This window comes from Actibacterium atlanticum (genome assembly GCF_000671395.1).
Classification (GTDB): Bacteria; Pseudomonadota; Alphaproteobacteria; order Rhodobacterales; family Rhodobacteraceae; genus Actibacterium_D; species Actibacterium_D atlanticum.
The window spans coordinates 36,273-62,596 of record NZ_AQQY01000005.1; the positions used below are offsets into that span (position 1 = coordinate 36,273).

Sequence of the window (26,324 nt, forward strand, 5' to 3'; positions counted from 1 at the left end):
TGCCCGAGACGGGGGGCTGATTTAGGTTACGGGCACCGCGTTGGGAGAATCTGGCCCAGTGCCGGTGCCGAAGGAGCAACCGCCCCGGTAAACTCTCAGGCCCCAGGACCGGCGCGGCAAAGAACACTCTGGAGAGTGGCGTGAAAGCGCCCGCCGAAGGGATAACGATCTCAGGCGCAAGGACAGAGGGGGCATCGAAAAGCGGCCATGGGGGCTGTTTGATCGGTGCCGGACATCCGGCAGAAAGCAGGGGCAATGTCGGATTTGAAACGTACATCTTTGTATGATTTGCACGTTGAGCTGGGCGCTAAAATGGTGCCCTTCGCGGGATATTCCATGCCGGTTCAATACAAGGCCGGGGTGATGAAAGAGCACCTGCATTGCCGGGCGCAAGCAGGTCTGTTCGATGTCAGTCATATGGGGCAAGTGATCCTGCGCGACGGAGAACTGCCGGATGTTGCCTTGGCTCTGGAAACGTTGGTGCCCCAAGGGCTGGTCGAGTTGAAATCTGGCCGACAGCGTTATGCGTTTTTCACCAATGATCAGGGTGGTATCCTGGATGACCTGATGGTTGCGAACCGGGGTGATCATCTGTTTCTGGTGGTCAACGCTGCCTGCAAAGAGGCGGATATCGCCCACCTGCGGGCAAACCTGACCCACTGTCATATCGAAGAAATTACCGACCGCGCCCTGCTGGCTTTGCAAGGCCCCGCCGCCGAGGCGGCATTGGCCAAGATCGCGCCCGGTGTGGTGACGATGAAATTCATGGATGTGCAAACGCTCTATTCCGACTATGGCGAGCTGTGGATTTCACGTTCGGGTTATACCGGTGAAGACGGTTTCGAGATTTCTGTAGAGGCGGCCCAAGCCGAAGGTTTCGCCCGCGCCTTGCTGGCGGATGACACGGTTGCCCCCATCGGTCTTGGCGCGCGCGACAGTCTGCGCCTTGAGGCCGGCCTGTGCCTGTATGGCAATGACATCGACACCACGACCACCCCTGTTGAAGGTGCGCTGACCTGGGGCATTCAGAAAGCGCGTAAAGCTGATGGCGCACGCGAAGGCGGCTTCCCGGGCGCAGACCGCATTCTGGCAGAACTGGCCGATGGCCCAACCCGCCTGCGCGTTGGCCTGCGCCCCGAAGGCCGGGCGCCGATGCGTGAAGGCACGCTTCTGTACGCCGCCGCCGAAGGGGGCGCGCCAATTGGTGCTGTCACTTCGGGCGCTTTTGGCCCTTCGATCGAAGGGCCTATGTCGATGGGTTATGTTCCCGTTGACATGTCGGCTGAGGGCACCACGATCTACGGCGAGGTGCGCGGCAAGCGCTTGCCCGCCACCATCACGGCCATGCCGTTTCGAACCGCGACCTACAAACGCTAAGGGACAATCATGATGAAATTTACCGAAGAGCACGAATGGCTTCTGCCCGAAGGGGACACTGTGACCGTTGGCATCACTGCTTATGCTGCCGAACAGCTGGGCGATGTGGTGTTCGTGGAGCTGCCCGAGCCGGGCACAGAAGTCACCAAAGACGAAGAAATCGTGGTGATTGAGTCGGTCAAAGCCGCGTCTGACATTATGGCGCCCATTGATGGCGAGATCGTTGAAATCAACGAGGCGCTGGTCGAAAACCCCGCCCTTGTGGGCGAAGACCCGCAGGGCGAAGCCTGGTTTTTCAAGATGAAACCGGCCGACATGTCCGAACTGGACGGCTTTATGGATGAAGCCGCTTACAAAGACTTTATCGACTAAGGACGCGCGCAATGCCTTTCACCCCCACCGACTATGATCCCTATGATTTCGCCAACCGTCGCCATATCGGGCCTTCACCCGAAGAAATGGCCGAGATGTTTGAAACTGTGGGGGTGAAGGATCTGGATGACTTGATCAACCAGACCGTGCCGCAAAGCATCCGTCAGGCCGCGCCGCTGGACTTTGGCAAACCCAAATCTGAACGAGAGCTGATCTGGCATCTGCGCAAGGTCGCAGGCCGCAACAAGGTCTTCACCACGATGATTGGGCAAGGCTATCACGGCACCGTCACCCCGCCCGCCATTCAGCGCAACATTCTGGAAAACCCGGCCTGGTACACGGCCTATACGCCCTATCAGCCAGAGATCAGCCAAGGCCGACTTGAGGCGTTGCTGAATTTCCAGACCATGGTCAGTGATCTGACCGGCCTGCCCATCGCGAACGCGTCGTTGCTGGATGAATCCACCGCCTGCGCCGAAGCCATGACCATGGCGTTGCGCGTCGCGAAGTCCAAAGCCAAGGCGTTCTTCGTCGACGAAAACTGCCATCCGCAAAACATCGCGGTGATGCAGACCCGCGCCGCACCTTTGGGGATTGAGATCATCGTCGGATCCCCTGACGACCTGAACCCCGAAGATGTCTTTGGTGCGATCTTCCAGTACCCCGGCACCCATGGCGCAGCCCGCGATTTCAGCCCTGAAATCAGCGCGTTGCATGAGGCCAAGGCGCTGGGCATTGTGGTGGCAGACCCGATGGCGCTGACCTTGCTGAAAGAGCCGGGCGCGATGGGCGCGGACATCGCCGTGGGCTCCACGCAGCGGTTTGGCGTGCCCATGGGCTATGGCGGCCCGCACGCGGCCTATATGGCATCCACGGATGCGTGCAAACGCGCCATGCCGGGGCGGATTGTCGGCGTGTCCGTGGATGCGCGCGGCAACAAGGCGTACCGCCTGTCGCTGCAAACCCGCGAGCAGCATATCCGGCGTGAGAAAGCTACCTCGAACGTCTGTACCGCGCAGGCCCTGTTGGCTGTGATGGCGGGCTTTTATGCGGTGTTTCATGGGCCTAAGGGGCTGAAAGCCATCGCACAGCGCATCCATGCCAAAACCGTGCGTCTGGCCGAGGTGCTGCGTGATCATGGCTTTGATGTCCAGCCCGAGGCGTTCTTTGACACGATCACGGTTGAGGTCGGCCCGATGCAGGGGGTGATCCTGCAAAACGCCCGCGCGCAAGAGATCAACCTGCGCAAGGTCGGCAAGACCAAGATCGGCATCTCGCTGGATGAAACCACGCGTTGGACCTCGATTAAACACGTCTGGGCCGCGTTCGGGATTGAGGGTATCGAGGATGACCGCTCGCCGCGCTATGCCATCCCCGATGCGCTGATCCGCGAATCCGAATATCTGGCCCATCCCATCTTTCAGATGAACCGGGCCGAGACCGAGATGATGCGCTACATGCGCCGTCTGGCGGATCGTGATCTGGCGCTGGATCGGGCGATGATCCCGCTTGGGTCGTGCACCATGAAGCTGAACGCGGCGGTCGAGATGATCCCGCTGAGCTGGCCTGAATTCGCCCATATGCACCCGTTTGCGCCGCAAGATCAGGCGCTGGGCTATAAGGAAATGCTTGATGGGTTGGCGGATATCCTGTGTCAGGCCACCGGCTATGACGCGATGTCGATGCAGCCAAATTCTGGCGCGCAGGGGGAATATGCCGGTTTGTTGACGATCATGGCCTATCACCGCTCACGCGGGGAGGCGCATCGGAATATCTGTCTGATCCCGGTATCGGCCCATGGCACCAACCCGGCCAGCGCGCAGATGTGCGGCATGAAGGTTGTGGCGGTGAAATCAGCCGAGAATGGTGACATTGATCTAGAGGATTTCCGCGCAAAGGCGGAAAAGGCGGGCGACAATCTGGCGGCCTGTATGATCACCTATCCGTCGACCCACGGCGTGTTCGAAGAAACCGTGCGGGACGTCTGTGCGATCACCCACGAGTTCGGTGGGCAGGTCTATCTGGATGGGGCGAACCTGAATGCGCTGGTTGGCTTGGTGAAGCCCGGTGAAATCGGTGCCGATGTTAGCCACCTGAACCTGCACAAAACTTTCGCCATTCCCCATGGCGGTGGCGGACCCGGCATGGGGCCGATCGGGGTGAAGGCACATCTGGAACCGTTCCTGCCTGGCCATCCCGATATCGGCGGGGCTGAAGGGCCAGTGTCGGCTGCACCCTTTGGTTCGGCCTCGATCCTGGTGATTTCGTGGGCCTATTGTCTGGCGATGTCGGGCGCGGGTCTGACGCAGGCCACCAAGCTGGCGATCCTGAGCGCCAACTACATCGCGAAACGGTTGGAGGGGTCTTATGATGTGTTGTTCAAAGGCTCTTCAGGACGGGTGGCGCATGAATGTATTCTGGACACGCGCCCCTTTGCCGACAGTGCCGGGGTGAATGTGGATGACATTGCAAAACGTTTGATGGACAGTGGGTTCCACGCCCCGACCATGAGCTGGCCGGTGGCGGGCACCTTGATGGTAGAGCCGACCGAGTCTGAGACCAAGGCCGAGCTGGATCGGTTCGTGGATGCGATGCTGTCGATCCGGAGTGAGATTGCCGAAATCGAACGCGGTGAGATGGATCAGGCGAACAATCCGCTGAAGCATGCGCCCCATACGGTGAACGATCTGGTGGCCGAATGGGATCGACCCTACAGCCGCGAGCAGGGATGTTTCCCGCCCGGTGCCTTTCGGGTCGACAAGTACTGGCCCCCGGTTGGGCGGGTCGACAATGCCTTTGGGGATCGCAACTTGGTGTGCACTTGTCCGCCGGTTGAAGAATTGGCCGAGGCGGCTGAATAGGGTTTCGTGGGGCGCTGCCCCACACCCCGGGATATTTGGCCAAAGCAAGAGGCGGGTTCGGTAAGGGGCTAAGATGGCTGAGAATTTGAAGCTGACCTGTTTAGAATGCGGTTCTGTGAACCGCGTTCCAGTGGCTAAGGTTGGTGCAGGACCTAAATGTGGGACCTGTGGTGCGCGTCTGAATGACACCAAGGTGAAGGCGTTGGATCCGGCGGTTTTGCAGAAGGCGGCTAAGAACGACGACTTGCCGTTGTTGGTAGATTTCTGGGCGCCGTGGTGTGGGCCGTGCCGGGCGATGGCACCGCAATTTATGCAGGCCGCGCAGGCACTTGGGGCGCAGGCGCGGTTGGCGAAGATTGATACGCAGGAGCATCAGAAAGTGTCGCAACGCTACGGAATTCGCGGTATCCCGGCGTTGATCCTGTTTCAGAAGGGGCGTGAGTTGGCACGGTTGGATGGCGCGCGGCCATCCGGGCAAATTGTTGATTTTGTTCGTAAAAAAGCGAAGCTGATCGCATGAAAAAGGGCGCCCTGAGGCGCCCTTGTCGTGCGTATGAGGCCGGTTTAGGCCAGAGTGATATTGATTGCGCTTTCGCGGCCATCACGGCCAGCTTCGATGTCGAAGTTAACCTTCTGGTTGTCGGCCAGACCCTGCAGGCCCGAGCGTTGTACGGCCGAGATGTGTACGAACACGTCTTTGCTGCCGCCATCGGGTGCGATAAAGCCGTAACCCTTTGTTTCGTTGAACCATTTTACGGTGCCAGTAGCCATCCGTCTGTCTCCTAGTAATACTGCCCACGGTATTGCGGCAGGTCGGCGTCGTCAGTGCTAGATCGAAAGACTGACGGCCGGTAGGGGTAGACAGAAGTCGATAGAGATAACTTAGCACCTACGTCGTGACCTGTTTTGGACGTTATTGCAAGAGAATTCGGCGCGGGGTTAAGGCGCGGTAAACTTTGTGCAATTGGTACATTACGCGGTGGCGCGTTGTACAAAAGAGGTCAGATCGCGGCCCAATCGGTGAAACGATGGGCGGGCGGCGGCGCATCCTTGGCCGGTGCTTGAGGTGCTTTCTTTTCATCCATGTCGGTCTCCTTTCCCTTTTGACATGGGGGCGGAGCGGGCCGGTGTCTTGCGATGTTTCAGCCTGCGCGCGCGCATGTGAGGTTATGTCAAAAGCGTAACAAGACGGCGTGACTGCGGGAATACGACCAAAGGTGCTGGACGAAAGTCGGGGGGCAAGCATAGGGCGGATGGTTTCCACCTATCACTGGATGCGCCACTAAGGTGAGGGGTGCAGGGCGCCCATCCGACACTTGCTATGGATGGAACAACGTGGCGATCATCGCATCAAATCTGTAAGGCTCAAGTTCGCACAAACCTTTCCGAGACAGTTGCAGGCCATACTCTGGCTGGCTTTTTGCGGCTACGTAATCTCTGGACACAAATATACCGCTTGGGGTTATCCAGCGCGAAAGGGGGATGAGGAAGCTTTCGGGTTCCTCTCCATCCTCAAAGAGAACAAGTGCGAGTAACTTGTTTTCTGCCAGGGTGGTTTTGTCTTTTCGGATGAATACGTAGTTGAGATTGCGGCTCGATTTGACCTGAACATCCCAGTAGTGGTTTGGTTCCTGACGAATGACGAAGTCAATACCGCGATCATCGACTTCCGATGTGAAAGTATCCAAACCCTCTGAAACCAGCTTGAGTTTGGTCCAGTATTCGGCAAAGCGCCCGATCTGCATGTGGTTCAGCCTACTCCAATCTGTTCGCATACCGCGTCTCCGGTTCGATTGAGTAAGATAATAGGCGCAGAGAACCCACCCTACGTGTCAGCGTGTAAACTTCTTATACTTCACCCGTTTCGGCTCTACGCTGTCCGGGCCAAGGCGGCGGATTTTGTCTTCTTCATAGGCCTCGAAGTTGCCTTCGAACCATTCGACGTGGGCTTCGCCCTCGAATGCCAGGATGTGGGTACACAGGCGGTCGAGGAAGAAGCGGTCGTGCGAGATGATGACGGCGCAGCCGGCGAAGTCTTCCAAAGCGGCTTCCAGCGCTTGCAGGGTTTCGACGTCCAAATCGTTGGTCGGTTCGTCAAGCAGCAGCACATTGCCGCCGGATTTCAGCAGTTTCGCCATGTGCACGCGGTTGCGTTCACCGCCTGACAGCAGGCCGACTTTCTTTTGCTGATCGCCGCCTTTGAAGTTGAAGGACGAACAATAGGCACGCGAGTTTACCTCGGCGTCGCCCAGAACGGTGATGTCGAGCCCGTCTGAGATTTCCTCCCACACCGTCTTGTCACCATCTAGCGCGTCGCGGGATTGGTCAACGTAGGACAGCTGCACCGTGTCGCCCATGGTGATGGTGCCCTCATCGGGCTGTTCCTGACCGGTGAGCATGCGGAAGAGGGTCGATTTACCGGCGCCGTTGGGGCCGATGACGCCGACGATGCCGCCCGGCGGCAGGGCAAAGGACAGGTCTTCGATCAGCAGGCGGTCGCCGTAGCCTTTCTTGAGTCCCTCGATCTCAATAACCTTCGAGCCAAGGCGCGGGCCATTGGGGATGATGATCTGGGCGCGCGACAGTTTTTCGCGCTCGGATTGCCCCGCCATTTCCTCGTAGGCGTTGATCCGGGCTTTGGATTTGGCCTGACGGGCTTTAGCACCGGCGCGGATCCATTCCAGCTCGCGTTCCAGCACTTTTTGCTTGGCTTTGTCTTCGCGTTGTTCTTGCTCCAGCCGTTTGGCTTTTTGTTCCAGCCAGCTGGAATAGTTACCCTCGTAGGGGATGCCGCGGCCGCGGTCCAGTTCCAGGATCCAGCCGGTGATGTCATCCAGGAAGTAGCGGTCATGGGTGACGCACAGGATGGTGCCTTTGTAATCAATCAGGTGCTTTTGCAGCCAGGCGATGGTTTCGGCGTCAAGGTGGTTGGTCGGTTCGTCCAAGAGCAACATGTCGGGCGCTTCGAGCAGCAGTTTGCACAGCGCAACGCGGCGCTTTTCACCACCTGACAGGGTTTCGACGGGCGCGTCATCGGGGGGGCAGCGCAGGGCCTCCATCGCGACGTCGATCTGGCTGTCGAGGTCCCAAAGGTTGTCGGCGTCGATAGCGTCTTGCAGGACGGTCATCTCTTCCATGAGCTCGTCTGAGTAGTCCTCGGCGATCTGCATGGCGATTTCATTGAACCGGTCGACCTTGGCCTTTTTCTCGGCCACGCCGAGCATGACGTTTTCACGCACTGACAGGGTTTCATCCAGCTGAGGTTCTTGCGGCAGATAACCAACTTTGGCGCCTTTGGCGGCCCAAGCCTCGCCGGCGAAGTCCTTGTCGATGCCCGCCATGATGCGCAGCAGGGTCGACTTACCCGCGCCGTTGACGCCGACCACACCGATTTTGACGCCGGGCAGGAAAGACAGGCGGATGTTCTCGAAGCATTTCTTGCCGCCCGGATAGGTCTTGGAGACGCCATCCATGTGATAGACATATTGGTAGGAAGCCATGGTGATCACCCGCGCTGAATTTCGTGTTTGGTCTGGTCTAGCCAAGAGCGCAGGCAAGCGCAATTGCAAGGCGGGTTTAGATAGCGACGATCAGCTGTAAACCCGGATCAGGAAACAGGGGCATATTCCAAACCGCAGGCTGGGAAACGGGGGGGCCAACAATGGAAGGCTTACTGAAACAGCTCCAGAAATCGTTCTGTCATCCCGGGTTCGCCGATTTCGATTCCGTCAGCGTTTACTCGTGCGGCAACCGCTGGCAACAGCCCTTGTTGCACATCGCGGCCAACTTGCGCCCCGGCGGCGGTGCTATGGCTGATCAATTCAGGTTGTTTGGCCATCAAGGCCTGACCTGTTGGGGTTGCATAGAACTTGGCCAGATCGGCTAGTTCTTTGTCGGTGAAATTCTCAACGTAGAAAGTCTCCATTTCTGCTTTCATCCCGGCGGTGAATGAGGCGAGCATCTCGTCAACGATGATACCCATGAAGGCGGGCATGTCGCTGACTTCGATCCCTTGTTGGGCGAGTTGGTGGGAAATGGCGGCGCTGATATATGTCTGCTGCGCCAAAATCGCGGCTTCAAAAAGCTGTTCGGTCACCGTTTGCTCGACGATATATCGGGCATCGTCCTGAGGGGTCGCAGTGGCAGGAAGGGCCGTGGCGACAAGCAGGGCAAAGGTGCAAAGGCGTTTCATGTGTATTCCAGTTTGATGTTGGTGTGCGAGGTCTGGGCCATCAAGTCATGGCGACAGGTCGGAAATCAACCCGACTTTCGCGCTATTTCCCGATCGTTTTGGCAAGCTTGGGGAGTGTCAGGCGCAAATCTAATTGACAGTGCCCGGGGTGAAGGCGATTCAGGCGCTATGAAATGTGAATTGCCATATGCGCGGGCAGGTCAGGTGATTGGTTTGTTGGGTGGGTCGTTTGATCCGGCCCATTCGGGGCATGCGCATATCACGCGTGAGGCGCTGAAACGGTTCGGGTTGGACAAGGTCTGGTGGCTGGTATCGCCCGGCAACCCGCTTAAGGCCGAGGGGCCAGCGCCGATGGATCGGCGATTGACGCAGGCGCGTGCCGTGATGAACCATCCTCGGGTTGAGGTCACTGATATCGAAGCGCGGATTGGCACGCGCTATACGGCGCAGACTTTGCAAAATCTTCAGGAGCTCTATCCGGGCGTGAAATTCGTTTGGTTGATGGGGGCTGACAATCTGGCTGATTTTCATCGCTGGGGGCAGTGGGAGTGGATCGCCGAGAACGTCGCCATGGGCGTCATTGCCCGTCCGGGCACACGGTTGTCGGCCCGCACGTCGAAAGCCGCAGAGCGCTACCATCGGTTCCGGATACAGGGGCGTCATAGCCAAAGGTTGGGGAAAAGCACCACCCCGGCTTGGTGCTTCATAAATGTGCCAATGGTTGACATATCCTCAACAGAGATACGTGCACGCGGCGATTGGCATCGTTAGATCCCAAAAACCCTGTTCACACTTCGCGATGTGGCCTTGCCCGGACCGCGCCGATTTGTTTGACTGATGGGGATTTCAAAGCGGTGCCAACATGGTTTCAAGACGGTTTTTTGTAAGTGGTCTATTGTCAGGCTTGGCTGGTGCAGGCTGGGCCGAGCCTTTGGCACGTTCACCCTTTCCTGCGCCGCGCCCGGAGGGGTTGGCCAAACGCGCCGCCCCCGGCATCGACACGCTGATTGCCCGAACAGGATTAAGCGGCAAGGTTGGATTTGTCGTGGCCGATGCAAAAACCGGCGCGGTATTAGAGGCGCATAACCCGGTGCTTAAGCTGCCGCCTGCCAGCACCACCAAAGCGATCACCGCAATGTATGGGTTGAAGACTCTGGGCAGTGGCTATCGTTTTGTGACGCGGGTATTGGCGACCGGCCCGGTGCAGGCAGGCATTGTTCAGGGAGACCTTGTGTTGCAGGGCTCTGGCGATCCGGCTCTGGACACGGATCAACTTGCCGATCTGGCAGCACGACTGCGCGCGGCTGGTGTGCGCGGCGTGAGCGGGAAATTCATCTATGACGACCGTGCTTTGCCGCATCTGAAATCCATTGATCCGGGTCAGCCGGAACACGTGGGGTATAATCCCGCTATTTCAGGGCTGAACCTGAATTTCAACCGGGTCCATTTTGAATGGAAACCGGCCAGTTCCGGTTGGGCCGTCACCATGGATGCGCGCGCCAAACGCTATCGCCCGCAGGTGCAGGTCGCGCGGATGAAGGTCGTGAACCGCCAAGTGCCGATCTACACCTATGCGGATGCCAAGGGCGCGGATCAATGGACCGTGGCAAGCGGGGCCTTGGGCAAAGGCGGCAGCCGATGGTTGCCCGTACGACGCCCGGGCGAATACGCCGCCGAGGTGTTTCAGACCTTGGCGCGGGCGCAGGGTATTTCATTGCCACGTGCACAGCGGGCCAAAACCGCTCAGTCCGGCACGGAGCTTGCGCGCCATCAAAGCGCACCGCTGTCAGACATCTTGCGCGGAATGCTGAAGTATTCGACCAACCTGACTGCCGAAGTTGTCGGCATGAGCGCCTCGCGCCGACGCGGGGGAACGGGCGCGTCCTTGTCGGCCTCGGCCGGGCAGATGGAGGATTGGTTGAAGGCGACGCTGGGCCCGCGCCACGCCAAGTTCGTCGATCATTCGGGCCTTGGGGATGGGTCGCGCATTTCAGCCAATGAGATGAACCGTGCATTGCTGGCCGCCGCACCTGATGGCGCGCTGAAGGGGTTGATGAAAGACGTTCCGATGCGCGATGCCAAGGGCAAGGTGGTTAAAGGCAGTCCGATCAAGATCAAAGCCAAGACCGGCACGTTGAATTTTGTCAGTTCACTGGCCGGGTATGTCACCACACCCAAGGGGCGCGAATTGACCTTTGCAATTTTCACCGCGGACACGAGCAAACGCGCCCAACTAAGCCGCAGTGAACGCGAGCGTCCTGAGGGTGGGCGCAGCTGGGCCCGCCGATCCCGCGGCTTGCAGGCGCAGTTAGTCGACCGCTGGGCGACGGTTTACGAGTTGTGATCCCGAGTGGGAGGGTATTGGAGCACAATTGTATTTTCAGCTTTCGAAAGCGCTCTGGAAAGAATAACGGCAACCATTGCTGTCGGGTAGAAGAAAGCTGTGATCATCGTCAAGCGCCCTAATACGGCGATAGGCGTTGGGTTAACCTCTATATCCATTGTAAGATGGTAGCGTATCGAAAGCCAAACGATGCAAGTTCCAACCAACGTTGGGCCTACAAGTAACCTCCATAGAGTGGAAAAAAAACTGAGCTTTGCTCTTCTCACAATTTCTGCCCTACCAAGACTCTGACGTGCTACTGCTGCTGGTATGACTGTCCCAAATGCGGCAAGAAACAACCACAAGCCAAGCATAGATAGAGCAATGCCCAAAAGTGCGGCTAACTCCCATGCCAGAGTAAAATACTCGACCAGTAGCTGGCTTACCGAATAAGTGATAAGTGTTGTGCCAAGGTAGATGATCGCGGCGTAAATCGCAAAGGCCGACCAGAAACGACGGGAAGGTTTGGTGACATACTGGACCACTCGAAAGCGAGGGCCGGTGTCACCAAATATCATTGTAGCGTGGAAGAAATAGAGCGCAATTCCGTGTAACCAGGACGAGGCAATTTCGAAGATGATACTCCCGCGGCCGAGCAGCAGCTGAAGGCATATGATGGCGATGCTCAAGATTAAAAGCATCGGAAAGTGCGATAGATAAAGACGCAATCCAGTCGAGTACATGGTTTGGGCTTTCAAATGAAAATTAGCAGTAAATTTTGAATTTGAAGTTGCGATCTATAGCGTAGTGGCGGCCCGCTGAAATCTGGGGCCGCTCATACTTTATCCTTATAGAGTCATATGCCGCGCGCGGGCGCCGCGTTCGATCGCTGCGCCGTGCAGGCGGTCGATGTTGAGTTCGTAGCGAATTTCTTCCAGAAGGCGCAGCTCGCTTTCTTCCAGCTGACCATCGGCGGCGGCCACATCGCAGGCCAGCGCATAGGCCGTTTCATAAAGCTTTTCGGGCAGGGCGTCGCGCACCAGACCAAACAGTGCGTCCAACCCGTCGACCTCTTCGAACAGATCAAAAACAGTGGAGGCCACGGTGCTGATGCGGTCATCGTCATAGTCCCCGAAGACCGGCAGGTGGTTCACGATGCGTTGGATCGAGACCAATTCCGAGGTTCGGATATTTTCATCCGAGGCCGAGACGGCGATCATGATGGCCACTAGGGCGTCCTGCGGGGTCAGGGACGTGGGGATTTCGCTCATGTTCGGCCTTTCTGGAAACGGGTTACTGATGCAGAATATTGACCTGCGGGCATGGGCACAATAGGTAGCGGTGCCGGTTGGGCATAGGGCCTGACCGATGGATTCTGGTGAACACACATGTCTGATCTGCGCGAAGCCGCTCTTAGCTCTAAAGCCTGGCCCTTTGAAGAGGCGCGAAAGCTGGCGAAACGCTATGAGAAGAACCCGCCGGAAAAGGGCTATGTGCTGTTTGAAACCGGCTATGGGCCGTCGGGTCTGCCGCATATCGGCACTTTTGGTGAGGTCGCCCGGACAACGATGGTGCGTCGCGCCTTTGAGGTGATCAGCGATATCCCCACACGGTTGATCTGTTTCTCAGACGATCTGGACGGGATGCGCAAGGTGCCGGGCAATGTGCCCAATCAGGAAGCTTTGGCCGAGCATCTGCAAAAGCCGCTGACCAGCGTGCCCGACCCGTTTGGAACGCATGACAGTTTTGGCGCGCATAACAACGCGATGCTGCGCCGGTTCCTGGATACCTTCGGGTTTGAGTACGAATTCTACTCGGCGACCGAGTTTTACAAATCGGGTCAGTTCGATGAGGTGCTGCTGCGCGCGGTTGAAAACTACGACGCGATCATGGCTGTGATGCTGAAGTCGCTGCGCGAGGAACGGGCGCAGACCTATTCGATCTTCCTGCCGATCCATCCCGAAACCGGACGGGTTCTGTATGTGCCGATGAAAGAGGTCAATGCCAAGGACGGCACTGTTACCTTTGACGACGAAGACGGGCGCGAGTGGACTCTGCCGGTGACCGGCGGCAATGTGAAGTTCCAGTGGAAGCCGGATTTTGGTGCGCGCTGGGCGGCGCTGGGCGTGGACTTTGAGATGTTCGGCAAGGACCACTCGACCAACGCCGCGATCTATGGCCGTATTTGCGAGCTGCTGGGTGGTCCGCGCCCGTTGAATTATACGTTCGAGCTGTTTCTGGATGACAAGGGGCAGAAGATCTCAAAATCCTCTGGCAACGGCATTTCGATCGACGAGTGGCTGACCTATGCCAGCGCCGAGAGCCTTTCATATTTCATGTATCAAAAGCCCCGCACCGCCAAGCGGATGCATTTTGATGTGATCCCCAAGGCGGTGGATGAATACCACCAGCAACTGCGCGCCTATCCGACGCAGGATGCCAAGGCAAAGGTCAACAACCCTGTGTTCCATATCCACGGCGGTGATGTGCCGGCATCGGATATGGTGGTGCCGTTTGCGATGTTGCTGAACCTTGCGTCGGTAGCCCATGCCGAGGACAAGGACGCCATGTGGGGCTTCATCAAGCGCTATGCGCCTGAGGCCGACGCGGCGACGCATCCAAACCTGGATCAGGCCGCCGGGTTTGCCGTGCGCTATTACAATGACTTTGTGAAGCCCAACAAACAGTATCGCGCGCCCACCGATCAGGAACGCGCGGCAATGCAAGATCTGGCGGCGGCTTTTGGCTCGGCCGAGGTGGCGTTGGCGCAGATCGCCAAGAAGAATGCCGAGATGGGCAATGACGACCCGCTGCCCGAAGTTGATTTCGGCAGTGATGAGTTTCTGCAGTCCATCGTGTTTGCCGTCGGCAAAAACCACGGCTTTGGCAACCTGCGCGAGTGGTTCAAGGCGCTGTACGAGGTACTGTTGGGCGCCAGCCAAGGTCCGCGTTTTGGCAGTTTCGCGGCGCTTTACGGTGTGGATGAAACCATCAAGCTGATCGAACAGGGGCTGGCCGGAGAATTGACCGTTTGACGCATCGCCTGTCCGCCCTAACTTTGAGGCAGGGAGGATGCGATGAGATACCTGTTACTACCCGCGCTTATAATGGCTGGCCCCACTGTCGCTCAGGAGGCTGACCTCAGCGCGCCGCAACAGATCATCACCGACCAGATAGCCGCCTTTGCATCGCAAGATGCCGAGGCGGCTTTCGTTTTTGCTTCGCCGATGATCCAGGGGCTGTTTGGCAACCCCACCAACTTTGGCGAGATGGTGCGCAACGGGTACCCGATGGTGTGGTTCGCACAGGATCTGCAATTTCTGGAGGTTACCCCAATTCCCGGGGGGCTGCGCCAGCGGGTGATGATTACCGACCCGCAGGGACGGTTGCATCTGCTGGCCTATGATCTGGTGCGCCTTCCGCAGGGCTGGCGCATCAATGGAGTCCAGTTGCTTACGGACACCGAACGGGGGGCTTAAGCCCCGTTAACCCCAGCCCTGTAATTCTTCCTCCGGTGTCGGCGACATAGGATCGCCGAAGATTTCTTACGCGAGAGACAGACGATTGGACGGCTGCGCGCCTTGGCGGTGCGTGGCGACGGGCGCGGTCTGCGCATCGAAAGGGGTTAGGATGAACAAGGCAATCACGGATGGTCTGGTGCTGATGCCGCCGGCGTTCACGGCGGGTTTGGATGTGTGGTCGAGCGAGGACGGCACGCCCGGTTCCGCCACCTATGATGGGGCGGGCAACGCCGCATTGGTTACTGCGGATCAGGATTTCGGCGGCTGTCTGGAACTGGCCAAGACCGACAGTACACAAAAACTGCGTTATATGGGGCAAACACCGATTTTGCCCGGCTGCTATTTGCAGGTCACCGCGCGTGTCAAAGCGATCAGCGGCAACTTGCCCGACGTTCGCATAGCCGCTTGGGCGGGGGACGGTAGCGAAAACGAGGTCACCGGGCTGGTTGATACCGGTCCTTCAACCACGCTGACCGCATATGGCGAAGTGGTCGAGGTGACCGCGATCATCGGGTCTGGGGCACGCGGGGGCGTGGATATGCCTTGGGGCACCGAACCCGTTTACGCACATATCGGCCTGGACATGACGGGCGCCAATGGCGGCGTTGTGCGGGTTGACGACCTGATCATCGAGGATGTGACCTCGTTCTTCCTGCGGGATATGATCGACTGGATAGATGTGGTCGACTTTGGTGCCGTTGGCGATGGCACCACGGATGACAGCGCGGCGTTTGAAGCAGCAGATGCGGCGGCTGTAGCTGCCGGTGTTTCCTTGCTGGTGCCCGAGGGCAGCTATCGGCTGAACAGCAACGTTACGCTTGAGGCCGCGGTACGGTTCGTGGGGACGGTTTCGATGCCGGGGGGCAACCGTCTGACGTTGCAGCAGAACTATGACCTTCCGACCTATATCGATGCCTTTGGTGACGAATTAGAGGGGTTCCGCCGCGCGGTGGCGGTGTTGTTCAACTCTTCCAGCCACGAAAGCCTGGACATGAAAGGACGTCGCATTGAGATCAATGAGCCGATTGATGTGCATGCCATGGCCGGCGTTGACAACTTCAACACGCGCCGTTTGATCCGCAACGGCTTGATCCTGGCGGAAAGTTCCAACAATTGGGACCCCGATGTGGTGACGTCTCAGGCGACCTATTCAACCTCGCAGAACACGACGCTGACCAATGTGACCAATGTCGCCAACATCGCCGTTGGGTCGCTGGTTGAAGGGCTTGGCGTGGGGCGCGAAGTTTACGTTAAAGAAAAGAACGTGGGCGCGGGTACGATCACCCTGAGCGCGCCGTTGTTCGATGCGGTGGGCACCCAAACCTATACTTTCACGCGGTTCAAATACCTTTTGGACTTTAGCGGTTTTGACTATTTGGGCCGGTTCGTGCTGGACAATGTGGAGCTGCATGGTCGTAAGGAGGCAAGCTGTATCCTGCTGCCCCCGTCGGGCCTGATTTTCCACGTGCGGGATTGTTTCTTTACCGAACCCAAACATCGCGGGATCACTTCGCATGGGCGAGGCTGTCAGGGGATGCTGATCGACCGCTGCCAGTTTCTGTCCGGTGAGCAAACCATCCCGGCGCAGGATCGTATTTCGATCTGCTTTAACGTCAATGCAAATGATGTGAAGGTGCGCGACAACCGCGCTGCGCGCCCCGGGCAGTTCGGGATCATGGGGGGTACCGGGCATATCATTTCGGGCAATCACTTCTTCCAGGGGGATGACGAATCTGACGGCATCCGATTGGCGGGGCTGGTTCTGACCAAGCCGAACTGCAAGACAACGATTGTCGGCAACTACATCGACAACTGTTCAATTGACTGGACCAACGAGCATGACTCGGACCCGGAGCACAACGCCGAGCTTTCATTTGGCGCACTGAAGATCGTTGGCAACATTTTCTTTGCTACCGATGTTGCCAGTTCCTTCCGGTTTCTCATCGTGCGCCCGGTCGGGCCGAACCACTATATTCACGGTCTGACGGTTACGGGGAACTCGTTCAAAGTCATCGACAGTACCATCGAGCGTGTTGAAAAGATGGATACAACCTATGCCGAGCTGGATTGGGGCCGCGCCCGGAATATCCAGTTTGACAGCAATACGTTCAACGGGATTGGCCAGTACACCGCCAGCCCCATCACGCTGGAGTTCAACGAAAACTCGCCCTCCAGCACATGGGTGTGCTCCTTTGCTGAGTGGATGCCGTTTGGGTCTTGGGCGCGCAACGTGGTTGGGCTTACGACGGAAAACCGTATCCAGAATAGCAGCGGCGGCACGGTCTGGGATATGCCATATGCGCAAGTCGAAAAAGGCACAGAAAGTAACGAGGTCCACCTGCATTGGTCCGAAGCCAGTCAGGGCCGAGTTCAACTGACTGTACGAATGGACAACCAGCGTTAAGACAGCAGGCGCAGATCGTCGGGGGTTAGGACAAATGCTTTGCCAAACCCGCCGTTCAGATGGGCACCTGCGACCTCGAACCGGACGAAGTTGAAGTCGCCGAAGTCGACATAGAGCTTCGCCTTGGGATGGGTCAGAAGATAGTGATCGCGTAGCACCTTTCGTTCGGGGGCGTCGCGGTCGATGAAATGGGCTTTGGCCATCAGGGTGATCCGCGGATATGTCAGCGGGTCACCCTTTTCTTCGGGCTCTCCAATCAGCAGGGAGCAGTCTGGCGACGCGCGCAGCGCGCGGGTGTGATGGGACAGGTCTGAGACAAGTGTCAGCATCTTGCCATCGGGGCACTGGCCGACGGCGACACGCGCCACATAGGGCGTGCCGGTGGCCGGGTCTTTGACTGCAAGTGCCCCAAAGGACGCCCTATGCATCAGGCTTTGAGCCAGCGCGCGGGCTTCGTCATTGGTGGGGCGGATCGGGGATTTTTCTTGCGTCATCGGGTTTCGCGGTTTTTCCTGAAGGCAGGAGGAGAACATGAAATATATCGCCATTGTCATGGTCTGGGCCGCCTTTGCGCTGCCGGGCCAGACTCAAGAGCTTGGTGTGAATATCGCCAAGGAGCTCCCGAATGTCGAGGTCCAGACCGAACACGGGCCTGTCACAATTCAGCGTGAACAGGACACCGAGCATCATGTGTCCGGGGAATGGGCGCGCACCTCTCGGCCGTGCCCGCCTTTTTGTATCCAGCCGATGACGCCTGTTGCGGGGGTTGCAACGATCGCCGAACTTGAACTGCTGGACATGTTGCAAGACCCCGAGGTCATCGTACTGGACAGCCGGACCTCGGATTGGTTTCAGAATGGCACGATACCCGGGGCAATCAATCTGCCCTATTCGGTGGTCTTGGATCAGCTGGACGTTTTGGGCTGCGAGGCCGACTTTGATGGATGGGATTGCAGCAATGCCAGCAAGGTGGCCTTGTTTTGCAATGGTCCTTGGTGTGGCCAAAGCCCGACGGCCATCCGCCATATGGTATCGGCAGGCTATCCTGTAGAACGGATCTTCTACTACCGCGGCGGCATGCAAGCGTGGCAGGTTTTAGGGTTGAACACGGTTCTTCCGGGCGGGTGGGAGTAATCTGACCTGCGTCAAAGCGACGACCGTTCTGCTATGGCAAGTTGGTCCTAAGGATAGGAGGAGTTGCCATGTACAAGAAGATACTCGTACCCATCGCTTTGGATCACGGACCGCATACGGCCAAGGCGTTGAACATTGCTCAGTTGCTGAAAGACGACGGCGCAGAGGTGATTGCGCTGCATGTGGTCGAGGCACTGTCGCCCTATGTGGCGCAGTACCTGCCCGAAGATCAGCCAGAACGCTTACGGGAATCTGCGCAGACAGAGCTTAACGCCGAACTGGGGGGCGTTGGGAATGTGCGCGCCGAGATCGTGACCGGCCATGCTGGGCGTACCATCATGGATTATGCGCAAGAACACGACGTGGACTGCATCGTGATTGCGTCGCATCGCCCGGGTTTGCAGGACTACTTTCTGGGGTCGACTGCCGCGCGCGTGGTGCGCCACGCCCCCTGCGCCGTTCATGTGGTAAGGTGAGGGCAGACACGTTCGAGCCAAGCCGGCACAAGGGAGGAAAAGATGCCGACAATTGCCAAGAATGCCACCTGTCAAACCGTGATCACCACTTTCGAGGTGACCCCGGGAACCTGCCACGATCTGCTTGACGAATTGCGCAGCGCCTATGACGCCTTCGTTTCGAAACAGCCGGGTTTTCTGGGGGCGGGTCTGCATGTAAATGACGCGCAGACCCGTATCGCCAATTACTCGCAATGGGAGAGCCGCGAGGATTTTCAGGCAATGTTGCGCAGTGATGAAATGCGGGCCCGCAACCGCAAGATCAACGATCTGTGCAAGAGCTTCACACCCGTGATGTACGAGGTGATGGAAGTCTACGACTGACCCGCGGATCAGAAATTATGCGAAAAACCCAGCAGTGCTTTGCGGCTGGAGTCATTTGCGACGCCATGCACGTAACCCAGCTCAAGCAACAGGCGACCGTTTTCGCCAAAGGACATCCCTGCTTTGGGAACGAGTTTGACATATGGGTCCGCGCTGCCTGACTGGCCGGTCTGGACCTGCCCCGTCACACTGAAGCGCTTGCCAAAGCGGCGACCATAGGTGAAATCGGCCTTCCACCCGGATTGCGCGCCATCGCTCAGCGCGGCGATGCCCCATATGTCTGCGGCCATCCATGCACGTTCAAAACCCAAGCCCCAATGCGCACCCAAGCGGGCGGTATAGCTTTGCGCCCCGGTGTCGGTTTCGCGGTGCCAGCCCAGCCCGACGGACCCGGCGAATTTCTGGCGTTCAAACGTGCCAATACTGCGGGTGGCAAACACGATTGCGGTGCTGGAACCGTTGTATTGCTCGGCAATTTGCAGGCCGTCAAAGCCCAACGTCCAGCGGTCGTTCAGACCGTATTCAGCATAGATCGACCATTCAAAAGGGGGCGGTAGACCTAGCTCCAGATAGCTGACGGCCTGAACCGGGTCGGCGACGATGGAGGTATAGACAAAAATGTTGCCCTCCCCGCGCGGCCAGGCCCCCGCCAGCGCCGTGGCGGGCCAAAGCCAGATCATCGCTATCAGATACAGCCACCGCATTGGCACCCCTTGTTAGGGCCAGCATCCGCAGGGTTGGTTAATGGGCGGTTAAGCTTTGTTAACTCGTCGGGAAAATCCGCAGTTTTTGTGTCAGTCTGTGATCAGTCGCGGCTTGAATAATATTTACGTCGCGCTTCTTCCTGAACATTCAGCAGTTGCTGAAGTTCGGCGAATTCGGCCATCGCGGCTTTGCGCTTTTTCGGGTCGGTCAAGGATTGCAGCTTTTGCGCCTGCGCTTTCAACGCCTTGCGCAGCTCCACCTCTTTGGGGAGCGCCCCCGCCTCGGCCATAATCCGAAACCCGGCCTCTTCGGCGAAATCGCCATGCCCTGCAGCGGGCAAAGGCTTCCCCGCCCCGCGGAGGCCCTCCAACTGCCCTTCGGCCTGTGCCTTTTTGATCTGCTGTTCTGCAAGGTCGCGCCATTTCATAGCCCTAACATAGGGAGCTGGGCACGACCCTTCCAGTCCTACGCCCGGGCGATAGCCCGGGCAGCGCCCGACCCTCCCCCCGGGAGGGCGCTTCACGCCCACCCAGGCTCGGGCGCTACCCTTGAACTGATAGTTTTGACTTGTTGAGCCTTCACGCATCTCTACTGTCTGGGAATGGCCAACAAGATAATTATGCATTTATATGAGCTATCGATCCCCAAAGCTGACATTGAGAAGCTGGATGAAACCGAGTGGGCATTCATAGCGACGCTCGCCTTCGCAATGGACGAGATTTCGGTGTTTCAGAAGCTTCTGGTTCATGCGAAGGCACAAAAACCTGAGGCCGAAGAGCTAAGGATTGCCCATGCGATTCAAGAAAACACCATTACTCGCGCTTTATGTGCCAAAATTTTTGAAGCCGTGAAGTTATTCGACCAGTATCAGCGTCTTGCCGATCGCAATGGCCTAAGTGATGTTCGAAACAAACTTGTAGAGTTTTCAGAGAGTTTTGATGAGCTGAAGGCAGATCCTATTTACTCATTAGCCAAAGATATTCGTGATCACGCCACAAACCACTACCTTCCATCGGAAACGAAGAAGAACCTTGAGCACGTTTCCGACAAAGCGATAACCAAGGCTTTTCTTCATAGGAATATAGGCAACAGTTTTTATCCTTTGGGTGAAGAATTCGTTTTCTTGGGGCGCATTGGGCGTCACTATGCGGAAGAGTATGATCGCCCCCACACGATGGAAGACGTTCGAAAGTGGGTGGAGTGGGCTCTTGCGGCATCGAAAGTACTAACTCACTTTTTCACGGATTATTTGGTTTGGGTTCAAAGAGAGAGGTTTCCGGAATGGGCCTTGAAGCCCACAAAACCTTATCTTGAGCCAGAGCTATACGGTGAACTGGGGGAAACCCCGCTCAAACTCTTCTTTGAGGCTTCAAGGTTGAAGAAACCTTCCGGCTAGAACTAAAGTGTCTGTGAATCACCTCCCCCTCTTCTTAAACCCACCCCGTTGCCCCGGTCTGCCTGCGGTTGACCGGCCCACCGCGGCCTCGGACGCTGCGGCCACCGCCGTTTGCCGTGCCAGCGGGTCGTCCGATATCGCCAGATCGACGGCTTCCAGACGTTTGACCTCATCCCGCAAACGGGCGGCTTCTTCGAACTCAAGGTTCTCGGCGGCTTTGCGCATCTCGGCGCGCAGGCCGTCCAGGTGGGCTTCCAGGTTGGCGCCGTGCATGGGTTTGTCGATCTTCGCCGTCACGCGGTTCATATCTGTGTCGCCCTGATAAAGGCCCGCCAGCACGTCCTCGACGTTCTTTTTCACCGTCTCGGGCGTGATCCCGTGTTCTTCGTTATAGGCGATCTGTTTAGCGCGGCGGCGGTTGGTTTCGTCAATCGCGCGCTGCATCGACCCTGTGACCTTGTCGCCGTACATGATCACCCGGCCTTCAGCGTTTCGCGCGGCGCGGCCGATGGTCTGCACCAAAGAGGTCTCGGAGCGCAGGAAGCCCTCTTTATCCGCGTCCAAAATCGCAACCAGCCCGCATTCGGGGATATCCAGCCCCTCGCGCAGCAGGTTGATGCCCACCAGCACGTCAAAGGCGCCCAGCCGCAGATCGCGCAGGATTTCGATGCGTTCAATCGTGTCGATGTCCGAGTGCATGTAGCGCACTTTGATGCCCTGTTCGTGCAGGAATTCGGTCAGGTCTTCGGCCATGCGTTTGGTCAGCGTGGTGACCAGCACGCGGAAGCCATCGGCGGTGACACGGCGGATTTCGTCCATCACGTCGTCGACCTGTGTTTCAACCGGACGGATTTCGACCTCGGGGTCCAACAACCCCGTCGGGCGGATCACCTGCTCGGTGAAACTGCCGCCGGTTTGTTCCAGCTCCCAGTTCGCAGGCGTGGCGGACACGAACACCGATTGCGGCCGCATGGCGTCCCATTCTTCGAACTTCAGCGGGCGGTTATCCATGCAAGAGGGCAGGCGGAAGCCGTGCTCGGCCAGCGTCGATTTACGCCGGAAGTCACCTTTGTACATGCCGCCGATCTGGGGCACGGACACATGAGATTCATCTGCGAAAACAATGGCATGGTCAGGGATGAATTCAAACAACGTGGGGGGCGGCTCACCCGGCGCGCGGCCAGTCAGGTAACGAGAATAGTTTTCAATGCCGTTGCACACGCCGGTGGCTTCCAGCATTTCCAGATCGAAATTAGTGCGCTGTTCAAGGCGCTGGGCTTCCAGCAGCTTGCCTTCATTGGTCATCAGGTCCAGCTGCTGACGCAGCTCTTTCTTGATGCTTTGAATGGCCTGCTGCATCGTCGGTTTCGGCGTCACATAGTGCGAGTTCGCATAGACGCGGATGTGTTCCAGCGTGCCGGTCTTTTCACCGGTCAGCGGGTCAAATTCGGTGATCGCTTCCAGCTCTTCGCCGAAAAACGAAAGTTTCCAGGCGCGGTCTTCAAGGTGGGCGGGCCAGATTTCCAGGCTATCGCCGCGCACCCTGAAACAGCCGCGCTGAAACGCGGTGTCATTGCGGCGGTATTGCTGGGCAACCAGATCCGTCATGATGGCGCGCTGGTCATATTCGCCGCCAGATTTCAGATCCTGAATCATCGCGCCGTAGGTTTCGACGCTGCCGATGCCATAGATGCAGGATACCGAAGCCACGATGATCACATCGTCACGTTCCAGCAAAGCCCGCGTCGCCGAGTGGCGCATGCGGTCGATTTGTTCGTTAATCTGGCTTTCTTTTTCGATGTACGTGTCCGAGCGCGGTACGTAGGCCTCGGGCTGATAATAGTCATAAAATGAGACAAAATATTCGACGGCGTTCTCGGGGAAAAATCCTTTGAATTCCCCGTAAAGTTGTGCCGCAAGCGTTTTGTTTGGCGCCAGGATGATTGCGGGGCGCTGCGTTTCTTCGATCACCTTGGCCATGGTGAAGGTCTTGCCGGTGCCCGTGGCCCCCAGCAAAACCTGATCGCGTTCTCCTGCGGCCACGCCGGCAGAAAGCTCTGTGATCGCGGTGGGTTGATCGCCCGCCGGTTCAAATTCTGTTTGCATCACAAAGCGTTTGCCGCCTTCCAGCTTGGGGCGGTTTTTCACATCGGCGGCGGGCGCGTGCAGGATCGGGGTGTCCATCGAGGTCTCCTGAGACATTGCAGAAGATTTGATCTGTTTTTGTTCTCTTTCAAGGTGGTTTGTAACCATTGCTGACAGAATCCGCCATCAGGTCGATGTATTTGGTCGCAGGCCTTGCCCCTGCGTGCGAAATTCTGGATAACAGAGGCACGGATTTTCAGGAGTCTCCCATGGCCGCACGTATCTATCAGCCTGCCAGAAACGCGATGCAATCGGGCACTGCCAAAACCCACCATTGGATTTTGGAATATGCTGCGGATGCCAGCCGTTCGGTGGATCCCCTGATGGGTTGGACCAGTTCGACCGATACTCAGGCGCAGGTGAAGCTGCAGTTTGAAACGAAGGAAGCCGCGCTGGACTATGCCCGTGACAACGGGATCGACGCGGTGGTGACCGAGCCCAAGACCCGCAAGCCCAACATCCGTGCGCGTGGCTATGGTGAGAACTTTGCGACGGATCGGCGTCAGGTCTGGACCCACTGACTTGGCTGCGGATTTCACGATCCGCGCAGCGCGCCCAACTGAACCTGATGCGCAGGCTTTGATTGCCCGCCATCTTGGCCAAATGGCAGACCAATCCCCTGAAGAAAGTTGTCATGCGCTGGACAGTTCCGGCCTTGAGACACCGGGCGTCGACTTTTTCCTGCTGGAACTCGAAGGCGATGTGATGGGGATGGGCGCATTGGCCAAGCTGGGTTCTGGCGCGGTCGAATTGAAATCCATGCACACCAAGTCCGAGGTGCGCGGATCGGGCGCGGGCCGCGCGATGTTGGCGCATTTGTTGGATTTGGCCCGCTCCAAAGGTGCATCGGCCGTCTTTTTGGAAACCGGCTCTACCGATGATTTTCTGCCGGCACGCCGCCTATATGAAAGCGTTGGTTTTCGTATTTGCGGTCCGTTTGGCGATTATGGTCCGGACCCATGGTCGGTGTTTATGCAACTGGACTTAGGCCCATCTGCTGACACACCCCGCGCGTCTTAACATTTGACGCATGTCCAACCTGGGTTACGGTGGTGGGATAGATCGCGCGCATTCCATTAATTTTCACAGCGCGCCCCCATTGCAAACGCAAAAGGATTTGTCATGAGCTCGGGCTATTCTGTTTCCGGAACGGTTGAAAGTGGTGAGTATCAGCTTGAGTATCTGGGCTGCTGGGGCAGTGACTGGACGACACCGCCACAAAGCATTCCGCCAAAGTCGTCGACGGCGTTTCGGATGGATACCAGCGGGCGCGGTGGATTTTGGTTTCGGGTGATCGACACCTCTGGGGACGAAGCAGGTTTTGCTGCGATGTCTTTCAATACGCCGGTGATTGGTAAGTCTTCTGCAGAAGGGTCAAACAGCGACTACCCGCATATGGTTGACGCGGGTCTTCAAACTTATAAATCAGACGATCACTGCACGCTGACCTACAAAGTGGGCACGCCTAACAAGGCCAGTTGGAGCAGCCGCGACAGCTGTGACACCAAGGATGTAACCTGCGATGAAACCAAACTGGACGACGTGCGGGCCTTCGTCACGCTGCAAAATTCGCTGATTAGTGATCTCAGCCTGATCAGCTATTGGAATGACAATAGCGATGGTGCTGAAAACTGGCTCAGAGCGCCCTGTCAGGCAGATATGCCACCCCCGGGAAAGTCGCGCACCCTGTTGCTGCTGGACAATGATCGCGCCGGGGTTTGGGTCAAGACCAATGACTTTCAGTTCAATCTGACGTTTTCAAACCGAATACACAGCCCCAATGCGGCCGAAGGATCGGCGTTTTCCGGGCTGCGTTATTATGAACGCAGCGGTGTGCCGGTATCGTATGAATACTGCCTGGGCACGGCGAACTGGGCCTGCTGGGACAGCGGTAAAAGCGACGACGGTGAGATCGAAGATGATCACACCAAGATAAAGACCCCGCTAAGTGCAAACTGGATGGGGCGGATGAAAAGCCAATATCCAAATTTCGGCAAGCTACCGCTGCATAAGGCGGCGATCCCTGGTTCGCACGATACGGCCTGCTGGGACATGATGAAAGTGATCGAACTTTGGGCCGAAACGCAGGCGCTGGATTTCAAAAGCCAGTTGGAACTGGGCATCCGCTATATGGATCTTCGGTTAAAGTTCATGGGCCGTTACCTGCCGGCGATTGTCGGGCACCGGTTCCATCATGGCTCTTTCGAAGCGTCTGTGACGATGCTGGACCTGCAGAATCAGGTCGAGGAATTTTACGAAAGCGATTGGGACAATCGAAAGAACGAAATCCTGATCCTGGATTTTACCCATTTTGAAAACTACGAAGACAGCGATGATCTGGGGTATGAAGATCTCGCAGCCGCAGTCGGGAATTGTGACCTCACGAAGTACCTGATCCGAAACAGGGCTTCGGGTTCGGGTGATCTGGGCCGCTGGCCCCCTCTGATGAGCGACCTGTGGAGCGCGCCGGGCCGGCGCCGGGTCATTCTGAGCGTCCCGTTTGATCCGCCAACCCACATCGCGTCGCCACAAGATTCTCAATATTTTTGGAACGGCAAAAAGCTTTTTGCGAAAGGCTGGAATGGTACAAAGTTCTGGCCAAACACCAACGACGTCGACGATCTGGTGACGGCTTTGAAAAAGCGGTTACAGTTTGCGCCTTACGTCAATGCGAACCCAAAGGCCAAAAACACGACGGCGCTGTGGGTCTTACAGGACATCCTGACATCAATTTCGCCGCTTCCCGGCATGCAGGCGAACGCAGAGTTGGCGAAGATGATCTTTAACCCAGCTTCGCTGCCCGAGCTTGAGGACAAAGTGAACATTGCGATACAGGATTACGTTGACCCGCGATTGGTGGATCGGATGATCGACATCAACACCAAGCGCCTGAAAGCGTAATCTTTTACGGCTATGGAATCCGGTCGTCGGATTGACCCTGCAAAGCGCCATTGCTAGGGAAGCGGGGTGCGGTCCCTTAGCTCAACTGGATAGAGCAGCTGACTTCTAATCAGCAGGTTGAGGGTTCGAGTCCTTCAGGGATCGCCAATAGCGC

At 57.5% G+C, this 26,324-nt stretch carries 26 protein-coding genes, 1 tRNA gene and 1 riboswitch; of the genes, 17 read left to right on the forward strand and 10 right to left on the reverse strand.

What is annotated here, in order from left to right; genetic code table 11:
• The first annotated feature begins 31 nt into the window (after positions 1 to 31).
• Positions 32 to 121: riboswitch (glycine riboswitch) on the forward strand.
• A gap of 134 nt (positions 122 to 255) precedes the next feature.
• The 4 genes from gcvT (at position 256) to trxC (ending at position 5,130) form a co-directional block, all read left to right on the forward strand.
• Positions 256 to 1,377: a glycine cleavage system aminomethyltransferase GcvT gene (gene gcvT / locus ATO10_RS08750; RefSeq protein ID WP_035250572.1), complete on the forward strand. Its 1,122-nt coding sequence runs from the start codon at positions 256 to 258 to the stop codon at positions 1,375 to 1,377.
• A 12-nt stretch (positions 1,378 to 1,389) separates the two neighbouring features.
• Entirely contained in the window at positions 1,390 to 1,749 is a 360-nt protein-coding gene (gene gcvH, locus ATO10_RS08755) for a glycine cleavage system protein GcvH (RefSeq protein WP_035251018.1), read from the forward strand.
• 11 nt (positions 1,750 to 1,760) lie between these two features.
• Positions 1,761 to 4,610, forward strand: coding sequence for an aminomethyl-transferring glycine dehydrogenase (gene gcvP, locus ATO10_RS08760; protein ID WP_035250586.1), 2,850 nt, complete (start codon positions 1,761 to 1,763; stop codon positions 4,608 to 4,610).
• A gap of 73 nt (positions 4,611 to 4,683) precedes the next feature.
• The gene (trxC, locus tag ATO10_RS08765) at positions 4,684 to 5,130 is read left to right on the forward strand and encodes a thioredoxin TrxC (protein ID WP_035250588.1); all 447 of its coding nucleotides are present in this window, start codon (positions 4,684 to 4,686) and stop codon (positions 5,128 to 5,130) included.
• 44 nt (positions 5,131 to 5,174) lie between these two features.
• On the opposite strand, the gene ATO10_RS08770 is transcribed toward trxC, so the two are convergent.
• From ATO10_RS08770 to ATO10_RS08785, 4 genes are all read right to left on the reverse strand, one after another.
• Positions 5,175 to 5,381, reverse strand: coding sequence for a cold-shock protein (locus ATO10_RS08770; protein ID WP_035250590.1), 207 nt, complete (start codon positions 5,379 to 5,381; stop codon positions 5,175 to 5,177).
• A gap of 548 nt (positions 5,382 to 5,929) precedes the next feature.
• Positions 5,930 to 6,355, reverse strand: coding sequence for a hypothetical protein (locus ATO10_RS08775; RefSeq protein ID WP_202898652.1), 426 nt, complete (start codon positions 6,353 to 6,355; stop codon positions 5,930 to 5,932).
• 87 nt (positions 6,356 to 6,442) lie between these two features.
• The gene (gene ettA, locus ATO10_RS08780) at positions 6,443 to 8,110 is read right to left on the reverse strand and encodes an energy-dependent translational throttle protein EttA (protein WP_035250595.1); all 1,668 of its coding nucleotides are present in this window, start codon (positions 8,108 to 8,110) and stop codon (positions 6,443 to 6,445) included.
• A 170-nt stretch (positions 8,111 to 8,280) separates the two neighbouring features.
• Complete coding sequence (locus ATO10_RS08785) at positions 8,281 to 8,802, reverse strand: DUF2059 domain-containing protein (protein ID WP_035250598.1); 522 nt, start codon at positions 8,800 to 8,802, stop codon at positions 8,281 to 8,283.
• Positions 8,803 to 8,970: 168 nt separating this feature from the next.
• On the opposite strand from ATO10_RS08785, the gene ATO10_RS08790 reads away from it, so the two are divergent.
• Both ATO10_RS08790 and dacB read left to right on the forward strand, forming a co-directional pair.
• Positions 8,971 to 9,573 carry a nicotinate-nucleotide adenylyltransferase gene (locus ATO10_RS08790; protein ID WP_035250601.1) on the forward strand — a complete coding sequence of 201 codons (603 nt, stop codon included), beginning with the start codon at positions 8,971 to 8,973 and terminating at the stop codon, positions 9,571 to 9,573.
• Between the two features lie 160 nt (positions 9,574 to 9,733).
• Positions 9,734 to 11,146: a D-alanyl-D-alanine carboxypeptidase/D-alanyl-D-alanine endopeptidase gene (gene dacB / locus ATO10_RS08795; protein ID WP_337588303.1), complete on the forward strand. Its 1,413-nt coding sequence runs from the start codon at positions 9,734 to 9,736 to the stop codon at positions 11,144 to 11,146.
• Here dacB and ATO10_RS08800 read toward each other — a convergent pair.
• Complete coding sequence (locus ATO10_RS08800; protein WP_155886732.1) at positions 11,134 to 11,814, reverse strand: hypothetical protein; 681 nt, start codon at positions 11,812 to 11,814, stop codon at positions 11,134 to 11,136. The genes dacB and ATO10_RS08800 overlap by 13 nt on opposite strands.
• A gap of 159 nt (positions 11,815 to 11,973) precedes the next feature.
• The gene (locus tag ATO10_RS08805; protein WP_035250610.1) at positions 11,974 to 12,396 is read right to left on the reverse strand and encodes a tellurite resistance TerB family protein; all 423 of its coding nucleotides are present in this window, start codon (positions 12,394 to 12,396) and stop codon (positions 11,974 to 11,976) included.
• Positions 12,397 to 12,513: 117 nt separating this feature from the next.
• Here ATO10_RS08805 and ATO10_RS08810 point away from each other — a divergent pair, with 117 nt between their 5' ends.
• The 3 genes from ATO10_RS08810 (at position 12,514) to ATO10_RS08820 (ending at position 17,050) form a co-directional block, all read left to right on the forward strand.
• Entirely contained in the window at positions 12,514 to 14,160 is a 1,647-nt protein-coding gene (locus tag ATO10_RS08810) for a lysine--tRNA ligase (RefSeq protein ID WP_035250613.1), read from the forward strand.
• 42 nt (positions 14,161 to 14,202) lie between these two features.
• Positions 14,203 to 14,604, forward strand: a complete 402-nt coding sequence (locus ATO10_RS08815) for a DUF4864 domain-containing protein (protein ID WP_035250616.1) — start codon at positions 14,203 to 14,205, stop codon at positions 14,602 to 14,604.
• A gap of 151 nt (positions 14,605 to 14,755) precedes the next feature.
• Positions 14,756 to 17,050: a glycosyl hydrolase family 28-related protein gene (locus tag ATO10_RS08820; RefSeq protein ID WP_035250618.1), complete on the forward strand. Its 2,295-nt coding sequence runs from the start codon at positions 14,756 to 14,758 to the stop codon at positions 17,048 to 17,050.
• On the opposite strand, the gene ATO10_RS08825 is transcribed toward ATO10_RS08820, so the two are convergent.
• Positions 17,047 to 17,544 carry a HugZ family pyridoxamine 5'-phosphate oxidase gene (locus tag ATO10_RS08825; RefSeq protein ID WP_035251019.1) on the reverse strand — a complete coding sequence of 166 codons (498 nt, stop codon included), beginning with the start codon at positions 17,542 to 17,544 and terminating at the stop codon, positions 17,047 to 17,049. The two genes, ATO10_RS08820 and ATO10_RS08825, sit on opposite strands and share 4 nt — an antisense overlap.
• A 37-nt stretch (positions 17,545 to 17,581) precedes the next feature.
• On the opposite strand from ATO10_RS08825, the gene ATO10_RS08830 reads away from it, so the two are divergent.
• The 3 genes from ATO10_RS08830 to ATO10_RS08840 all read left to right on the forward strand — a co-directional run bounded on the left by ATO10_RS08830 (position 17,582) and on the right by ATO10_RS08840 (position 19,023).
• Positions 17,582 to 18,184: a rhodanese-like domain-containing protein gene (locus ATO10_RS08830; RefSeq protein WP_035250621.1), complete on the forward strand. Its 603-nt coding sequence runs from the start codon at positions 17,582 to 17,584 to the stop codon at positions 18,182 to 18,184.
• A 68-nt stretch (positions 18,185 to 18,252) separates the two neighbouring features.
• Positions 18,253 to 18,660, forward strand: coding sequence for a universal stress protein (locus ATO10_RS08835; protein ID WP_035250622.1), 408 nt, complete (start codon positions 18,253 to 18,255; stop codon positions 18,658 to 18,660).
• 42 nt (positions 18,661 to 18,702) lie between these two features.
• Positions 18,703 to 19,023, forward strand: coding sequence for an antibiotic biosynthesis monooxygenase family protein (locus tag ATO10_RS08840; RefSeq protein ID WP_035250624.1), 321 nt, complete (start codon positions 18,703 to 18,705; stop codon positions 19,021 to 19,023).
• Between the two features lie 8 nt (positions 19,024 to 19,031).
• On the opposite strand, the gene ATO10_RS08845 is transcribed toward ATO10_RS08840, so the two are convergent.
• Positions 19,032 to 19,727 (reverse strand): hypothetical protein, encoded by a 696-nt coding sequence (locus tag ATO10_RS08845; RefSeq protein ID WP_035250628.1) that lies wholly within the window; start codon positions 19,725 to 19,727, stop codon positions 19,032 to 19,034.
• A gap of 101 nt (positions 19,728 to 19,828) precedes the next feature.
• A complete protein-coding gene (locus ATO10_RS08850; RefSeq protein ID WP_035250630.1) occupies positions 19,829 to 20,155 on the reverse strand; it encodes a DnaJ family domain-containing protein in 327 nt (108 codons plus the stop codon).
• Between the two features lie 174 nt (positions 20,156 to 20,329).
• Here ATO10_RS08850 and ATO10_RS08855 point away from each other — a divergent pair, with 174 nt between their 5' ends.
• Positions 20,330 to 21,124: a hypothetical protein gene (locus ATO10_RS08855; protein WP_035250632.1), complete on the forward strand. Its 795-nt coding sequence runs from the start codon at positions 20,330 to 20,332 to the stop codon at positions 21,122 to 21,124.
• 18 nt (positions 21,125 to 21,142) lie between these two features.
• Here ATO10_RS08855 and uvrB read toward each other — a convergent pair whose 3' ends face one another.
• Entirely contained in the window at positions 21,143 to 23,308 is a 2,166-nt protein-coding gene (uvrB, locus tag ATO10_RS08860) for an excinuclease ABC subunit UvrB (RefSeq protein ID WP_035250635.1), read from the reverse strand.
• 170 nt (positions 23,309 to 23,478) lie between these two features.
• Here uvrB and ATO10_RS08865 point away from each other — a divergent pair, with 170 nt between their 5' ends.
• The 4 genes from ATO10_RS08865 (at position 23,479) to ATO10_RS08880 (ending at position 26,317) form a co-directional block, all read left to right on the forward strand.
• Complete coding sequence (locus ATO10_RS08865) at positions 23,479 to 23,790, forward strand: ETC complex I subunit (RefSeq protein ID WP_035250638.1); 312 nt, start codon at positions 23,479 to 23,481, stop codon at positions 23,788 to 23,790.
• Position 23,791: 1 nt separating this feature from the next.
• Positions 23,792 to 24,289 (forward strand): GNAT family N-acetyltransferase, encoded by a 498-nt coding sequence (locus ATO10_RS08870; protein ID WP_035250641.1) that lies wholly within the window; start codon positions 23,792 to 23,794, stop codon positions 24,287 to 24,289.
• A gap of 102 nt (positions 24,290 to 24,391) precedes the next feature.
• Complete coding sequence (locus tag ATO10_RS08875) at positions 24,392 to 26,170, forward strand: PI-PLC domain-containing protein (protein WP_035250643.1); 1,779 nt, start codon at positions 24,392 to 24,394, stop codon at positions 26,168 to 26,170.
• Between the two features lie 70 nt (positions 26,171 to 26,240).
• Positions 26,241 to 26,317, forward strand: a tRNA-Arg gene (locus ATO10_RS08880).
• Positions 26,318 to 26,324: the final 7 nt, after the last annotated feature.

Excerpts from the sequence above, each read along its gene's own strand:
- ATO10_RS08875 (WP_035250643.1), top strand. The coding sequence starts at position 24,392 with ATGAGCTCGGGCTATTCTGTTTCCGGAACGGTTGAAAGTGGTGAGTAT.
- ATO10_RS08855 (WP_035250632.1), top strand. The coding sequence starts at position 20,330 with ATGGCCAACAAGATAATTATGCATTTATATGAGCTATCGATCCCCAAA.
- gcvP (WP_035250586.1), top strand. The coding sequence starts at position 1,761 with ATGCCTTTCACCCCCACCGACTATGATCCCTATGATTTCGCCAACCGT.
- ATO10_RS08865 (WP_035250638.1), top strand. The coding sequence starts at position 23,479 with ATGGCCGCACGTATCTATCAGCCTGCCAGAAACGCGATGCAATCGGGC.
- ATO10_RS08815 (WP_035250616.1), top strand. The coding sequence starts at position 14,203 with ATGAGATACCTGTTACTACCCGCGCTTATAATGGCTGGCCCCACTGTC.
- ATO10_RS08785 (WP_035250598.1), bottom strand. The coding sequence starts at position 8,802 with ATGAAACGCCTTTGCACCTTTGCCCTGCTTGTCGCCACGGCCCTTCCT.
- ATO10_RS08790 (WP_035250601.1), top strand. The coding sequence starts at position 8,971 with ATGAAATGTGAATTGCCATATGCGCGGGCAGGTCAGGTGATTGGTTTG.
- ATO10_RS08850 (WP_035250630.1), bottom strand. The coding sequence starts at position 20,155 with ATGAAATGGCGCGACCTTGCAGAACAGCAGATCAAAAAGGCACAGGCC.
- ATO10_RS08770 (WP_035250590.1), bottom strand. The coding sequence starts at position 5,381 with ATGGCTACTGGCACCGTAAAATGGTTCAACGAAACAAAGGGTTACGGC.
- ATO10_RS08810 (WP_035250613.1), top strand. The coding sequence starts at position 12,514 with ATGTCTGATCTGCGCGAAGCCGCTCTTAGCTCTAAAGCCTGGCCCTTT.
- ATO10_RS08835 (WP_035250622.1), top strand. The coding sequence starts at position 18,253 with ATGTACAAGAAGATACTCGTACCCATCGCTTTGGATCACGGACCGCAT.
- ATO10_RS08820 (WP_035250618.1), top strand. The coding sequence starts at position 14,756 with ATGAACAAGGCAATCACGGATGGTCTGGTGCTGATGCCGCCGGCGTTC.
- ettA (WP_035250595.1), bottom strand. The coding sequence starts at position 8,110 with ATGGCTTCCTACCAATATGTCTATCACATGGATGGCGTCTCCAAGACC.
- ATO10_RS08805 (WP_035250610.1), bottom strand. The coding sequence starts at position 12,396 with ATGAGCGAAATCCCCACGTCCCTGACCCCGCAGGACGCCCTAGTGGCC.
- ATO10_RS08775 (WP_202898652.1), bottom strand. The coding sequence starts at position 6,355 with ATGCAGATCGGGCGCTTTGCCGAATACTGGACCAAACTCAAGCTGGTT.
- gcvH (WP_035251018.1), top strand. The coding sequence starts at position 1,390 with ATGAAATTTACCGAAGAGCACGAATGGCTTCTGCCCGAAGGGGACACT.
- ATO10_RS08840 (WP_035250624.1), top strand. The coding sequence starts at position 18,703 with ATGCCGACAATTGCCAAGAATGCCACCTGTCAAACCGTGATCACCACT.
- trxC (WP_035250588.1), top strand. The coding sequence starts at position 4,684 with ATGGCTGAGAATTTGAAGCTGACCTGTTTAGAATGCGGTTCTGTGAAC.
- uvrB (WP_035250635.1), bottom strand. The coding sequence starts at position 23,308 with ATGGACACCCCGATCCTGCACGCGCCCGCCGCCGATGTGAAAAACCGC.
- ATO10_RS08830 (WP_035250621.1), top strand. The coding sequence starts at position 17,582 with ATGAAATATATCGCCATTGTCATGGTCTGGGCCGCCTTTGCGCTGCCG.
- ATO10_RS08845 (WP_035250628.1), bottom strand. The coding sequence starts at position 19,727 with ATGCGGTGGCTGTATCTGATAGCGATGATCTGGCTTTGGCCCGCCACG.
- ATO10_RS08825 (WP_035251019.1), bottom strand. The coding sequence starts at position 17,544 with ATGACGCAAGAAAAATCCCCGATCCGCCCCACCAATGACGAAGCCCGC.
- gcvT (WP_035250572.1), top strand. The coding sequence starts at position 256 with ATGTCGGATTTGAAACGTACATCTTTGTATGATTTGCACGTTGAGCTG.